Origin of the sequence: Oecophyllibacter saccharovorans, assembly GCF_006542375.1 — a bacterium.
Taxonomy (GTDB): domain Bacteria; phylum Pseudomonadota; class Alphaproteobacteria; order Acetobacterales; family Acetobacteraceae; genus Oecophyllibacter; species Oecophyllibacter saccharovorans.
The window spans coordinates 1050271-1063213 of the sequence record NZ_CP038143.1 but is presented as its reverse complement, the minus strand read 5'-3'; the positions used below and the strand labels follow the sequence as shown (position 1 = coordinate 1063213).

Sequence of the window (12943 nt, the reverse complement as noted above, 5' to 3'; positions counted from 1 at the left end):
AACTTCCGATCCGCATCTCCACGGTTCCACTCAAGGGAACAGCCGGCCGGTCGGTGTGTCAACCATTCCCGCAGAAGCCATCTGCAGCAAGCAGGTCTTCGTGCAGATCCCTATCCGGCTGCTCAACCCCCTCCGGAAGAAAAGATGCCCCACGGACGGGTTTGCGCGGTGCGGCAGACAAACTATCTATTGGATCATGAGCAGTTACGTTCCCCTTTCCGGCCTGTCCCTGCGGGATATCGAATATGTGGTGGCCGTCGATGACCTGCGCAACTTCTCGCGCGCCGCTGAACGCTGCGGGGTCAGCCAGGCCGGCCTGTCCGAGCAGGTGCGCAAGCTCGAGCAGCTTCTGGGGGTCAGTCTCTTCGAGCGCTCCCGCCGCCATGTGGCCCTGACGGCAGACGGGGAAAAGCTGCTTGGTCTGTGCCGTGAGGTTCTGGCCAGCGCCCGCAACCTGCTGGAAGTGGCGCGCGCCCATACAGGCCCGCTGGACGGGTTGCTGCGGATCGGCGTCATTCCCACGCTCGGCCCCTATTACCTGCCCGAGCTGCTACCGCAGCTCCGCAAGGTCTATCCGCATCTCGGGCTGCGGCTGAGCGAGATGACCACGCCGGTGCTGTGCAAATCCCTGCGTGAGGGAACGCTTGACCTCGCGCTCATGGCCTCCCTGCCCCTGCCTGACACGCTGGTGGAGGAACCGATCTTTGAAGAGCCGTTTCTGGCTGTCTTTCCCAGCACCCATCCGCTGGCCCGGCGCACGCGCCTGCGGCTCAACGAGCTGGCGCGCGAAGACCTGCTGCTGCTTGAAGACGGCCACTGCCTGCGCGACCAGGCGCTGTCGCTCTGCGCGACCCAGCGCAGCCATGACGAGCGGCTGGCCACCAGCCTTGAAATGCTCTGGCACATGATCGCAGCGGAGGAAGGTTTCTCCCTCGTCCCCCAGCTGGCCCTGCGCAACCGCACGGAGCTTGAAACGCTTGTCCATGTTCAGCCGCTGGTGGAAAAGGAAGCGCGCCGCGTCATTTCCCTGGTCTGGCGCCAGTGTGATCCGCGTGGCCCCGCCTTCCGCGAGCTGGCCGCTTTCCTGCGCACAGTGGTGCCCGAAGGCTGCCGCGCGCTGAAAGCGGGGGAAAAGATCGTCCGCCCCCGCAAGCGCCCGGCCCCTTCAGCCGCAAAAGCCGCTCTCACGCAGACTGCCGGTCCCTGAATCCTCTCATTCCGGCAGGATAAAACCGCCGCCCAGCACGCGGCTGCCCCGGTACAGCACGCAGGCCTGACCCGGCGCGGCCAGGGCCGGCTCATCCAGCATGACTTCCGCCCGCCCTGCCCCAAGGGGGCGGACAAGGGCGGCACGTTCGCCCTCACGCGCGCGCAGCTGCACGCCGCAGCGGATACCGCCCTCCTCCTGTCCGCCTGCTTCGGTCTCAGGCGCGCACAGCCAGTTCATGTCACGCAGGATCACGCGCCTGCGGTCCGACTGCGCCAGCTGGGCGCGCGGCCCCACCACGACACGACGGGTGGGGCCGTCAATGCGCGTCACGATCTGACGGGCCCCCAGGCGCGTATGCAGATCTCCCAGTCTCTTGCTCTGCCCCACCGTATAGCGGGCAATACCTTCATGGCGGCCCAGCACATGCCCGGCTTCATCAACGATCTCGCCGGGACCACGGATTTCAGGACGCAGCTCTTCAACCAGGGAGGCATAAGAGCCATTGGTGACAAAGCAGATATCCTGGCTGTCAGGCTTTGCGGCAACGTCGAGTCCCAGCTCTTCAGCCAGCGCGCGGACATGGGCCTTGTCGGGCATCTCGCCCAGGGGAAAGCGCAGATAGTCGAGCTGGGCCTGGGTAGTGGCGAACAGGAACCAGGACTGGTCGCGCGCACTGTCGACCGGCCGGTGCATCTCCGCATGCCCGTTTTTTTCCACCCGCCGGACGTAATGGCCTGTCGCCATGGCCTCACAGCCCAGGTCACGGGCCAGGTTGAGCAGATCGGTGAACTTCACCCCCTGATTGCAGGCAACACACGGCACCGGCGTTTCCCCGCGCGCATAGGCATCGGCAAAGCTTTCAATGACACTTTCGCGAAAGCGCCCTTCCGCATCAATCACGTAATGCGGAAAGCCGATCCGGTCCGCAACCGCGCGGGCGTCACGGATGTCGCGGCCGGCACAGCAGGCGCCGGCCTTGGCCGGGCCGGAATGATCATAAAGCTGGAGGGTGGCCCCGATCACCTCGTGCCCTTCCCGCTTGAGCAGGGCGGCAACCACGGAGCTGTCCACCCCCCCTGACATGGCTGCAAGAATACGCATAAGCCTGTGTAGAGCTTATCTGCCGCTTCCCTGTCGAGAAAATTCCGCTTCCCGGCAGGCGGAGAATTTATTTGGGAACGCGCACCACCAGACCATCCAGCTCGTCATTCATCACGATCTGGCAGCCCAGGCGGGAGGTCTTCTCCAGCCCGTAGGCCAGATCGAGCATGTCTTCCTCATCCTCGGTGGGCTGGGCCAGCTTGGGAGCCCATTCCGGCTCCACGATCACATGACAGGTGGCGCAGGCCAGCGAGCCTTCACAGGCGCCTTCCAGGTCGATGTCATTTTCATGGGCGATCTCCAGAACGGAAAGGCCGTTTTTCGCCTCCACCTCGCGACGGGTACCGTCACGGTCTATGAACGTCATGCGAGCCATAAACTTCTCCAGCTGCGTCGCCCGTCTCTCGGTCTGAAAAAACGCCGGTTCTGCCCGATCGCCCCTCAGCTCCTGGAGATGCGACTGAAAGCCGCCCCCAGCATGGCGACGGCACGGTCGATTTCGTCCTCCGACGTAAAGCGTCCGACCGACAGGCGCAAGCTTCTCTGCGCCCGGGCTTCGGAAAGCCCCATGGCGCGCAGGACGTAGGAAGACGCACCTGACCCGGCCGTACAGGCCGAACCGAGCGAAGCAGCCACTTCAGGCACGGCTTCCAGCAGAGCGCGGGCTGGCGGTCCGCTCTCGCCCAGACAGACATTCAGCGCCCCGGGCAGTTGAGGGAGGAGAGAGAAATTTTCAGTCCCCGTGCCATTCACCCGCAGATGCGGCCAATGCTCCCGCAGACCCTGGAGCAGCCGCTCCCGCAGCCGGGCCAGGCGCACGGCTTCTGCCGCCCCTTCCTCGCGCATCAGCTCGGCAGCGCGCCCCATCCCGACCACCAGCGGCACCGGCAGCGTGCCTGAGCGCAGAAGCCTCTCCTGGCCACCGCCTGAAAAAAGCGGCTGCAGGCGGACACGCGGGCGGCGGCGCACGTAAAGGACACCGATGCCCTTGGGGCCATAAAGCTTGTGGCCCGATACAGACGCCAGATCGAGACCAGCCAGGGAAAGCGGCATCTTGCCGGCAGCCTGCGCCAGGTCGCTGTGCACCGTGGCCCCCGCCTCGCGTGTCATGGCAGCCAGCACGTCCAGGTTCTGGATCACCCCTGTCTCATTATTGGCCGCCATGACGCTGACCAGAAGCGTCGGCACTTCGAGAGCCTGCCGGAAAGCCTCTTCATCCACCCGTCCATCTGCACCGACACCGAGCACGCAGGGCTCAAACCCTTCTTTCTCCAGGTCAGTCACGGTCTGCAGAACGCATTTATGTTCTGTCGCCAGCGTCACGATCCGGCGTCGGGGCGTCTCCGGGCCCGGCGCGCCCGGGCGGCGGTAGCGGGCAACACCCTTGATGGCGAGATTGTTGGCCTCCGTCGCGCCCGACGTGAAGATGATCTCTTCCGCCGTCACACCAAGCAGGCCTGCAACCTGCGCGCGCGCGCGCGCAACGGCTTCAGCAGCCTTGCGGCCCGGTGCATGCAAACTCCCCGCATTGCCGAAATCCCGCGTGAACCACGGCAGCATCGCCTCCACCACACGCGGATCGCACGGGGTGGTGGCCAGATAATCAAGATAGATCATGCGCCTGTGTCTCTACCGGGGCCTGCAGAGGACGCCGGCTGGCGGGCGCGCAGACGCTGGGCCATTTCCACATAGGCCTGCCCGAAGGCCTGCACCTCCCCGGGCTGCACATTCCAGGGCAGCGAAACGCGGATGGCCTGGCCAGCCTGCGCGCCATAACCCATGGCTTCCAGCACAGGCGAGGAGGTCACCTTGCCGGATGAACAGGCGGATCCGGCGGAAACGGCAAATCCGGCCAGGTCCAGCAGCATCAGCTGCGTCTGCCCGGAAACGCCTGGCAGAATGAGAGACAGGGTATTGGGCAGGCGTTCTGTCGCGGCTTCCCCAACCCCTTCCTCAGCAGACACGCCGGCCACGAGCGCGCCCGCAGCCACAGCCCGGGCCTGCAGTTCATCACGCATCCCGGCAATCGCCTGCCAGTCCTGAGCACGGCTTTCTTCCAGAGCAGCCACCATGGCCAACAGGGCAGGCAGGGCAGGCGTGCCGCCGCGCCGCCCCCTCTCCTGACCGCCGCCGGGCAAAAGAGGCATCAACGGGCGGTCACGGGGCAGGATCAGGGCGCCGGCTCCCATGACCCCCCCCATCTTGTGCCCTGAAACCGCCAATGAGGCCTCGCGGAGAACTTCCGCATTCCAGTCTCTGCTGCCCCAGGGCAGGCGACCAGCTGCCTGTACCGCGTCCACATGCAGCTGCGCGCCTGTCTCTCTGCTGATGGCAGCGATTTCAGCCAGGGGCGACACCACGCCTGTCTCATTGTTGGCTGCCATGACGCAGACCAAAGCTGGCGGACCTCCGCCCAGCATCTCGCGCAACCGGGCGGAGTCAGGCCGCCCCGCCCTATCAACAGGCAGGATTTCTGTCGGCACTTTCTCGGCGCGCGCAGCCCCGTGAAGGGCGGCGTGTTCGGTCGCACCCAGGATCACCCGCCGCCCGTGAACGGCACCCAGCGCATGAACAGCCAGGCTATCCGCTTCAGTTCCGCCGGAGGTGAAAACCACGCTGTCCGCCTCGCGCCCGAAAGCCTGTGCCAGGCGCGTGCGCGCCTCCTCCAGCAGGGCACGCGCCTGACGGCCCGGCGCATGCACGGAAGCCGGATTTCCCTCCACCTCCAGCCCCTTCAGGAGCGCTGCACGCGCTGAGGGACGCAGGGGCTCGGTGGCGTTGGCATCCAGATAGACCGGCTTTGCTGAGTTGGATGAAGGGGGAGTCACGCTGGAACGAATCCTGAAACTGAAACAGTGATTGCGGGCTCCAAAGCCCCTGCCTGCACCTCTGTTGAGGGGCGGGATGAGTAGGAGAGTTGGGGCAGCAGCGTAATTTATGACGAATATGGTGGAAATTATGTTTCCGCAACCGATATATAAGGCAAAATAATGGTTGGTCTCGCATTCGGGGATGTAGTCCCCGCGCCCTCAGCAGGTTTTCATATCTGTGCCGATCGGCTTTCCCAGCCCGACCGGATGAGCTGAAGGAAAGACAAGACCTAGAGACTGTTGGATCATCAGCCGGGAAGTCCCGGACACTTAAACGCACAGGGCCGTTTCCGCTGGCGGCACAGGTCAAGGCTCAGAGCCCAAGCGCTTTGATCTCAGCCCGCCGGAACGCCTTCTGACCCATCTCGCCCGCCTCCCCGCCTGTCGGGGATAACCTGGCGCTGCAGCATTCACCGGTAATTCCCGGTCAGACTGCATCAGGCCAGGCCATTCAAGGGCTTTGAAAGACGAGAGACCCATGCCTGAAGTGATGTTCGCCGGCCCGGACGGGCGACTTGAAGGCCGCTATCACCATTCCGACACGCCCAATGCCCCCCTCGCCCTGGTTCTGCACCCCCATCCTCTGCACGGCGGGAGCATGAACAACCGCGTCACCTATTCCATGTACCGGCGTTTCCAGGAGATGGGCTTTTCTGTCATGCGCTACAATTCACGTGGCGTCGGGCGCTCGCAGGGCCGCTATGATGGCGGTATCGGCGAAATTTCCGATGCGGCGGCCGCCCTGGACTGGATGCAGATGGTCAACCCCAACTCCACCGAGCTGTGGGTCTGCGGTTATTCCTTCGGCGCCTTCGTCGGCATGCAGCTTCTCATGCGCCGGCCTGAAATCCGCGGCTGGGTCAGCGTGGCCCCGCCGGCCAATGACTATGATTTCGGCTTTCTCGCCCCCTGCCCCTGCAGCGGCCTGATGATCGCCGGCGGCAAGGACACCCTCGCCCCCGAAAGCAGCATCCGCAAACTGGTGGACAAGCTGAACACGCAGAAGAACGTCGAGGTCGATTACCGCGTCTTTGAGCAGGCCGATCACATCTTTGCCAAGCAGATCCGCCAGATCACCGATGCCATTGAAGACCATGTCACCGTCCGCCAGGCCTTCTTCCTCTCCGTGGAGGCTGAGGAAGACTGATGACGGCGACTGCTCCGCAAGCTAACACGCCTGTATCAGCCGCCACATCCCTGACTGAAGCGCAGTTCAGCAGTCCTTTCCTGCGCGAGGCCCAGGCGCGCGGCATGATCTTCCAGTGCACGGACGCCCAAGGCCTCGACGCCCTGATGGCTGCAGGACCGGTCACGGCTTATGTCGGCTTCGACCCCACAGCTGATTCCCTGCATGTCGGCAATGCCCTGTCGATCATGATGCTGCGCCTGCTGCAGAAGCACGGTCATCGCCCGATTGCGATCGCAGGCGGCGGGACGGCGCGAATCGGCGACCCCTCCTTCCGCGATGAAGCGCGCACGCTGATGACAGCGGAGACAATCGCCCGCAACCTGGCCGGGATAGAAGCCAGCCTGCGGCAGTTCCTGGATTTCGAAACCCACGGACAGGACGGCAGGGCAGGCGCGCTGCTGGCCAATAACGCGGAGTGGCTGGACAGGCTTTCCTATCTCGACCTGCTCGAGGATGTCGGCGTGCAGTTCTCCATCAGCCGCATGCTGTCTTTCGAAAGTGTTAAACAGCGCCTGGAGCGTGAACAGGGGCTGACCTTTCTGGAGTTCAACTACTCCATCCTCCAGGCCTATGACTTCCGCGAACTGCACCGCCGCCATGGCGCGGTGCTGCAGATGGGCGGCTCCGACCAGTGGGGCAATATCGTCTCGGGCATCGAGCTTGCGCGCAGGACCGACGGCGCGCGCCTCTTCGGGCTGACCACGCCGCTCGTCACCACCGCTTCAGGGGCGAAGATGGGCAAATCTGCCGGCGGGGCCAGGTGGGTGCGCAAGGAGAAACTGCCCGTTTTCGATTACTGGCAGTTCTGGCGCAATACGGAAGATGCCGATGTCGGGCGCTTCCTGAAAATGTTCACTGATCTGCCGGTCGAGGAATGCGCGCGCCTGGGCGCGCTCGAAGGCGCTGCCATCAACGAGGCCAAAAAAATCCTCGCAACCGAGGCCACCGCCATCTGCCATGGGCGCGAAGCAGCTGAAGAAGCAGCTCGGACAGCCGGCAAGGTTTTCAGCGGCGGCGGAATGGGAGAGGCGCTGCCTGAAAAATCCCTGCCTGCTTCCCTGTTCGCGTCAGGGCTGCCGGCCTTCAAGCTCTTTCAGGAAGCAGGGCTGGCCTCTTCCGGCGGGGAAGCACGCCGGCTGATCCGTGGCGGGGGCGCACGTCTCGCTGACCGGCCCGTGAGCGATGAAAACCAGCTCATCACGTCTTCCGACTTTCAGGACGGCCTTCTGAAACTTTCATCGGGCCGCAAGAAACATCTTCTCGTTCGTCTCGCCTCGGACTGACTTTCCCACCCTGCCAAACAGCAGCAAAACAGCAAAAAGGCGACGGGAAACCTACCCGTCGCCTTTCAGGACCGCTCAGACAGCGCGCCAGTGCTCAGCCTTGTGGATATCGGTGGCATGGCGGTCCTTGGAGAGATGGGGCGTCATACCCTGCTCCTTGGCCCAGTGCACTGCATGCTGTTCACTGGCGCAGCGATGGACAACCTTGCCTTCACCGTTGACAACTTCATAATGCGACCCCGGCTGGTCATTCTGCTTGCCAGGCGCATGTTCGATAATGAAAGCGTTTTTGGACATCTCTTTCTCCATTCAGGCGACCGGGCCCTTTCAGGGACAGCTTGATGCTGCCACTGAGAGCGCCCCTGCTCCCTAGATCCACCGCTCCCCTGTCTTTTGCAAGAAGTCTTTTGCCGCCTGTTGCGCGCAAACCCGGGCTTCTACCAGTCCGCGTCCAGCCCGAGCTCGGCCAGGGCCTTCTGGCGCAGGGCAGCCAGGGCGGGGTCGCCCCTGTGGCGCGGATAAGGCAGATCCACCTTGAATTCAGCCTTGATCTGCGCCGGGCGTTGGCCGAACACGATAACGCGCTGCGCCAGAAACAGGGCTTCCTCCACGTCGTGGGTCACCAGCAGGGTCGTGAAGCGCTCGCGTTGCCATAGCTTGAGCAGCTCGCCCTGCATCGTCAGGCGGGTCAGGGAATCCAGCTTGCCGAACGGCTCATCCAAAATCAGCAGGCGCGGGTCATTGACCAGGGCGCGTGCCAGGGCCGCGCGCTGGGCCATGCCGCCTGAAAGCTGGCGGGGATAGGCCTTCTCGAAGCCCTGAAGCCCGACCAGATCGATCGCCTCCCCCACGCGGTTGCCCTGCGTTTTCAGCTTGCCGCGCGCTTCGAGCCCCAGTGCGACATTGCCCTCGACCGTGCGCCATGGATACAGGGTGGGATCCTGAAACATGACGATGCGCGAGGGATCAGGCCCTGTCACGAGCTTGCCATCGGCAAGGATCGTTCCCTCAGACGGTTTTTCCAATCCTGAGACCAGGCGCAGCAGGGTGGACTTGCCACTGCCTGAAGGCCCCAGAACAGCCACGAATTCCCCAGGCTTGATATCAAGCGACACATCCTTGAGAACCGGCAGCGCTTTCTCCCCCTGACCGAACCGGTGGCTTACATGGTCGATCTGGATATGCGCGCCCTTGTCCGTGCCGATCGGCAGGTTAGCGTCCGTTCCAGAAGCATTGCCGGCAGGAGGGGCCACCTGAAGCGGGGTCCTGGTTTCGAGGGACTCTTTCACCATTGCACTTCTCCGGGCTGCCAGGTCAGGACGCGGTCGCGTATGGCGAACAGAAGGGTGATCAGACTCGAGAACAGAAGCGCCATGACGATCAGGGCGGCATACATGTTGTTATAGGCCCCCCAGCCCTGCGCCCATTGCAGGTACCAGCCCAGCCCTGATTTCACCCCCATCATCTCAGCGGCCACCAGGACGGCGAAAGAGGCGCCAAGCCCCATGAACAGACCGACAAATACCGAGGGCAGCGCAGCGGGCACAGCCACGCGGCAGATCAGGAACCACTCGCTGGCGCCCATGGTGCGCGCAACATCGTAATAAGCCGGCTCAACGCTGCTGATGCCCGACCAGGTCAGCACGGTCATGGGAAACCAGGTTGCCATGGCGATCAGGAAAACGCCTGCGGAAAAACCGCTGGGAAAGAAATAGAAAGCCATCGGCAGCAGGGCCGTTGAAGGCAGCGGCCCGATGAAACGCAGGACCGGGTGCACCCAGTAGCCGACCGACCGCATCCAGCCGGCCGCCACACCGGTCACGAACCCTGCCAGTGCCCCGCAGAAGAAACCGGCTGCCAGAAGCCTGCAGGAGCTCAGGAGAGAAGCGCCCAGACGGGGCCAGTCATCCAGATAGACTTCCAGCAGGGCTGAAGGCGGCTGAAAAAAGGGGATGGGCAGGATGCCCAGCTTGGCCGTCAGAAGTTCCCACAGCCCGGTGAACACCGCCAGAACCGTCACCCAAGGAGCCCAGTAACAGGCCTTGGCGCGCAGGGCGGGCAGGTAACGGCTGACCAGGGCGATGAGGAACAGGAAGCCTGCCATGCCCACGTAAAGCCAGTGGGTCAGGCGGGCATAGGGGTGCACCACGAAGCCCTGCGCCCTGTCTGGAAGCGCAAAAGCCAGGACGGCCACAAGCCCCCATGCGACGGCTGGCAGGAGCATGCGCGCCATAACGCTGGGCGCGACCGACCTGGAGGGCGGACCGGTTGGGATGGACGTGGTGGCGTTCGGCACTGGCGGTTTCAATACGGTTCGAGCGGGACGGTTCAGGCGGGGACGTCGACAACGATCTTGTCGACAAAAGCCTGCGTGTTCGTCGTGGGGTTGATGACGTGAATCAGTTTCAGGTCATTGACGAAAGTGGCGATTTCCTGCCGCAGAAGCGCTCCGGTGGAGTGCAGCTCATGCGTCTGGGAGCGCAGGATGGCAGCGATCGTCTCCACCGGAACATTGCCAGGCACGTAAGGGGCGAAAATCTTTGCCGCTTCGTCAGGATGTGCCGCGGTCCAGGCCTGCGCCTCGATAATGGCTTTCGACAGGGCGATGGCCACTTTGGGCCGATCGCGCCAGAAATGCCCGCCAAGCCCCATGACGCAGCAGACAGCATGCTTGTCAGGCCCGTCCAGGTTGGTCGCGACCTGCACCAGCCCGTCACGCTTCCACTGGATGTAGGCCTGCGGATCATTGCCGGCAATCGCCTGGACCTCACCCTTCTTCAGTGCCTGCGAGAACAGGTCGGCCGGGAACTGAAGCCACTCGATCTCCGTCTCCGGATTGATCCCCAGCTTGGCGGCGCGGATAGAAAAATAATTGCGGACCGGGCTGGCGGCATCCGTCACCGCGACTTTCTTGCCCTTGAGATCGGCCACGCTGGTGATGCCTGAATCAGGTGCCGACAGCAGGCGCATGCAGCCGCCATGCGTGCCGACCGTCAGCACCACGTCGAATCCCTGCTCCAGCGGCTTGAGCCAGCGCAGCGCCATGCCGATGCCGCCATCGGCCTTGCCGGTGGCGATGGCCTGGAGCAGCTGATCGGTGGAGCCGGTGAACTTGATGGGTTTGACGTCCAGGCCGTACCGGGCAAACATGCCGCGCTGCAGGGCAACGGAGATGGGCGCCTGGCAGACTTCCACCTGGTCCCATGCCAGATGCACTTCCTCCAGCGGTCCTGTGCCCTCTCCGCCCGTTCCAGCGGCATGCGCCGAGCCGCCTGCAAAGACAGAACGCTCCATGCCACTGAGCCCCAGGGCCCCGGCCCCCAGCACCGATCCCAGCCCGATGGCTGAGCGGCGCAGGAAGCTCCGCCGGGAAGCCGGGGTCAGAAGCGCAGGAATGGGGGAAGAAATCCGCTTCGACATCGCTTGACCTTTTCTCTGGCGCTGTATCACAGCCTGGTTCAGCTCAAAATTATCTCAGACCGGGGCCGCATTTACGTGTTTCCGGCACCTGGCAACAACAGCAAGCTGAGCCTGACGACAGGCAGAAACAGAAAAATAACGATATAATATCGTTTTATTTAGATGACCTTACATGAATTTGTGATTTAAAAAAAGGAGGGGAATGCGCCAGAAATTCTCCTGCCCCGCTGTCACGCAGCCTTATTCGGGCAGGCGCTCCAGCTTCCAGGAAATGCGCTGCCGCCTGCGCGCGGGCCCGTCCTGAACATCAAAACTCCGTCCGGGCCGTGACCTGATGACGATCTGCGTGCTCGCTTCAGGGCTGCCGCGCCCGGCATAGAGATCCTGCTCCACCCGCAGCGCCCCGCCGGACTGACAGAAGCGCCAGATGCTCTCCGGCGCCTGAAGGATGATGTCCTGGTCCTCCTGGATGACCTTCACGTCAGGATGAACATGAAAGCGCACCACGAAATTCAGGTCGCGCTCTCCCTCCACCACCTCGCGCCCGCGCAGGTCCCCTCCTTCCTCGCCCAGATACAGGTGCCGTTTCCAGATTGCGCCGTAAGAGGGATGATAGCCGTCATGCGACAGATCGAGCCAATGGGCGTCAGCTGTGCTCCGGTGCGCGCAGCTCACATGGGCCGGCCGCCGGATAATCCCTCCGCCCGGCCCGAATTCCGAAGAGGATTCCCCTTCCGCCACCAGAACATTATGCGCCGGGCTGGCGCGCAAGGCCTGGCGCAGCCCGGCCGAGCCGGCACTGCCGCAATTGACGAGCAGACGTTGTCCGCCCCAGGAGAATTCGAAAGAAAGCGTGCCCGCATGGGCATGACGGTCATGACCGCTGACAGGCGGCGGCGCCCCATCCACGAGCAGCAATGCCCGCCCCAGCGTCAGCCGCACGAAGCCGCCCTGCGGCAGGGTGGGCGTGATGACATGATAGCGCTCGGCGCGCGCCAGCAGGGCTTCCACTTCCGCACTGGCGCGTTCCTGCGATCCGTTGAAAAGCGCCAGCGCGCCATCGCCATGACAGAGTGCTCTCAGCACCGCACAGGCACGTGCCAGCAGGGAGACGATGACAGGCGGCGGCGCAAGCTGCAGAGCATTGAACATGAGCAGAAAGCTCACCAGCTCGCGCACGGCCTGAAACTGCGCTTCCGGACTGCGCTCGGCCACCGTGCCGTCCGCCTGAAAAACGCGCTTCAGCTCCCGCTCCAGGTAGCGTTGGAAACGCTGGAAAAAGCCCTTGTGCTCCGGCTGAGCCATAAAAGCGGCCAGCAGACCCCGCAGGGCGGCCAGGCCCTGCCAGCCCTGTGGCTCCAGGGGCAGCAGGGCGGCCAGCAGGCGGCCTTCGCGCACCATGGCTTCCATGACAGCCGCCTGTGTCTCCTCGACTGCCGTCAACAGGCAGAACTCATAATGACCCAGCCAGTTCGACAGCCGTTCCCCCATGATGCCCGCTTCCTGGGCCATGGCCAGAAGCCGGGAATCCTGCCAGGAGGCCGCAAGCCAGGAGCACACCAGGGCCCGGGCTGTCAGGCGCGCCTCATTGGTGCCCAACGCCCGCAGGTCACGCAGCCAGCCGAAGCCGTAAAGCCAGCGTGTCACCTCTTCAGGCCACGCCCTTTCCCAGCTTCCGGGCACGCCAGGGTCAGGCATCTGCCAGAGCTGTCCCCCATAACGGAACTGCCCAGCCACCAGCCGCATTCCCTGCTCGGGATCTCCCAGGGCGAGGTCACGATAGTAACAGGCGGGACTGCGCTCGGGCTTGCGGGCAGGCAAACGGGTCAGGGCGACTTTCAGGCGACGCCAACCTTTACGGAAAACCACT

12 protein-coding genes are annotated in these 12943 nt (G+C 63.8%); 3 read left to right on the top strand and 9 right to left on the bottom strand.

Translation table 11 applies throughout. From position 1 onward, the window contains the following. Nucleotides 1–196: 196 nt before the first annotated feature. On the top strand, nt 197–1207 hold the full coding sequence (locus tag E3E11_RS04595; RefSeq protein ID WP_141451371.1) for a LysR substrate-binding domain-containing protein: 1011 nt from the start codon (nt 197–199) through the stop codon (nt 1205–1207). 6 nt (nt 1208–1213) lie between these two features. Here the strand turns inward: E3E11_RS04595 and mnmA are convergent, their stop codons facing one another. The 4 genes from mnmA to E3E11_RS04575 form a co-directional block, all read right to left on the bottom strand. Beyond that, nucleotides 1214–2311, bottom strand: coding sequence for a tRNA 2-thiouridine(34) synthase MnmA (gene mnmA, locus E3E11_RS04590; protein ID WP_141451370.1), 1098 nt, complete (start codon nt 2309–2311; stop codon nt 1214–1216). A 67-nt stretch (nt 2312–2378) separates the two neighbouring features. Next, nucleotides 2379–2687, bottom strand: a complete 309-nt coding sequence (locus tag E3E11_RS04585) for a ferredoxin family 2Fe-2S iron-sulfur cluster binding protein (RefSeq protein ID WP_141451369.1) — start codon at nt 2685–2687, stop codon at nt 2379–2381. Nucleotides 2688–2752: 65 nt separating this feature from the next. Continuing rightward, entirely contained in the window at nt 2753–3928 is a 1176-nt protein-coding gene (locus E3E11_RS04580; RefSeq protein ID WP_141451368.1) for a cysteine desulfurase family protein, read from the bottom strand. Next, nucleotides 3925–5139 (bottom strand): cysteine desulfurase family protein, encoded by a 1215-nt coding sequence (locus tag E3E11_RS04575; RefSeq protein WP_141451367.1) that lies wholly within the window; start codon nt 5137–5139, stop codon nt 3925–3927. Before E3E11_RS04575 ends, E3E11_RS04580 begins: the two co-directional genes overlap by 4 nt. 520 nt (nt 5140–5659) lie before the next feature. Between E3E11_RS04575 and E3E11_RS04570 the strand changes: the two genes are divergently transcribed. Both E3E11_RS04570 and tyrS read left to right on the top strand, forming a co-directional pair. Further along, on the top strand, nt 5660–6328 hold the full coding sequence (locus E3E11_RS04570; protein ID WP_141451366.1) for an alpha/beta hydrolase: 669 nt from the start codon (nt 5660–5662) through the stop codon (nt 6326–6328). A gap of 104 nt (nt 6329–6432) precedes the next feature. Further along, nucleotides 6433–7653, top strand: coding sequence for a tyrosine--tRNA ligase (gene tyrS / locus E3E11_RS04565; protein ID WP_231119029.1), 1221 nt, complete (start codon nt 6433–6435; stop codon nt 7651–7653). Between the two features lie 75 nt (nt 7654–7728). Here the strand turns inward: tyrS and E3E11_RS04560 are convergent, their stop codons facing one another. The 5 genes from E3E11_RS04560 to E3E11_RS04540 all read right to left on the bottom strand — a co-directional run bounded on the left by E3E11_RS04560 (nt 7729) and on the right by E3E11_RS04540 (nt 12942). Beyond that, nucleotides 7729–7950, bottom strand: coding sequence for a hypothetical protein (locus tag E3E11_RS04560; protein ID WP_141451364.1), 222 nt, complete (start codon nt 7948–7950; stop codon nt 7729–7731). Between the two features lie 140 nt (nt 7951–8090). Continuing rightward, entirely contained in the window at nt 8091–8945 is an 855-nt protein-coding gene (locus tag E3E11_RS04555; RefSeq protein ID WP_141451363.1) for an ABC transporter ATP-binding protein, read from the bottom strand. Further along, entirely contained in the window at nt 8939–9949 is a 1011-nt protein-coding gene (locus E3E11_RS04550; RefSeq protein WP_231118822.1) for an ABC transporter permease, read from the bottom strand. The genes E3E11_RS04555 and E3E11_RS04550 overlap by 7 nt, the downstream gene beginning before the upstream one ends. A gap of 32 nt (nt 9950–9981) precedes the next feature. Further along, nucleotides 9982–11073, bottom strand: a complete 1092-nt coding sequence (locus tag E3E11_RS04545) for an ABC transporter substrate-binding protein (protein WP_195804961.1) — start codon at nt 11071–11073, stop codon at nt 9982–9984. 240 nt (nt 11074–11313) lie between these two features. Then, on the bottom strand, nt 11314–12942 hold the full coding sequence (locus E3E11_RS04540) for a heparinase II/III family protein (RefSeq protein ID WP_141451362.1): 1629 nt from the start codon (nt 12940–12942) through the stop codon (nt 11314–11316). Nucleotide 12943: the final 1 nt, after the last annotated feature.

Excerpts from the sequence above, each read along its gene's own strand:
- E3E11_RS04595 (WP_141451371.1), top strand. The coding sequence starts at position 197 with ATGAGCAGTTACGTTCCCCTTTCCGGCCTGTCCCTGCGGGATATCGAA.
- mnmA (WP_141451370.1), bottom strand. The coding sequence starts at position 2,311 with ATGCGTATTCTTGCAGCCATGTCAGGGGGGGTGGACAGCTCCGTGGTT.
- E3E11_RS04585 (WP_141451369.1), bottom strand. The coding sequence starts at position 2,687 with ATGGCTCGCATGACGTTCATAGACCGTGACGGTACCCGTCGCGAGGTG.
- E3E11_RS04580 (WP_141451368.1), bottom strand. The coding sequence starts at position 3,928 with ATGATCTATCTTGATTATCTGGCCACCACCCCGTGCGATCCGCGTGTG.
- E3E11_RS04570 (WP_141451366.1), top strand. The coding sequence starts at position 5,660 with ATGCCTGAAGTGATGTTCGCCGGCCCGGACGGGCGACTTGAAGGCCGC.
- tyrS (WP_231119029.1), top strand. The coding sequence starts at position 6,433 with ATGATCTTCCAGTGCACGGACGCCCAAGGCCTCGACGCCCTGATGGCT.
- E3E11_RS04560 (WP_141451364.1), bottom strand. The coding sequence starts at position 7,950 with ATGTCCAAAAACGCTTTCATTATCGAACATGCGCCTGGCAAGCAGAAT.
- E3E11_RS04555 (WP_141451363.1), bottom strand. The coding sequence starts at position 8,945 with ATGGTGAAAGAGTCCCTCGAAACCAGGACCCCGCTTCAGGTGGCCCCT.
- E3E11_RS04545 (WP_195804961.1), bottom strand. The coding sequence starts at position 11,073 with ATGTCGAAGCGGATTTCTTCCCCCATTCCTGCGCTTCTGACCCCGGCT.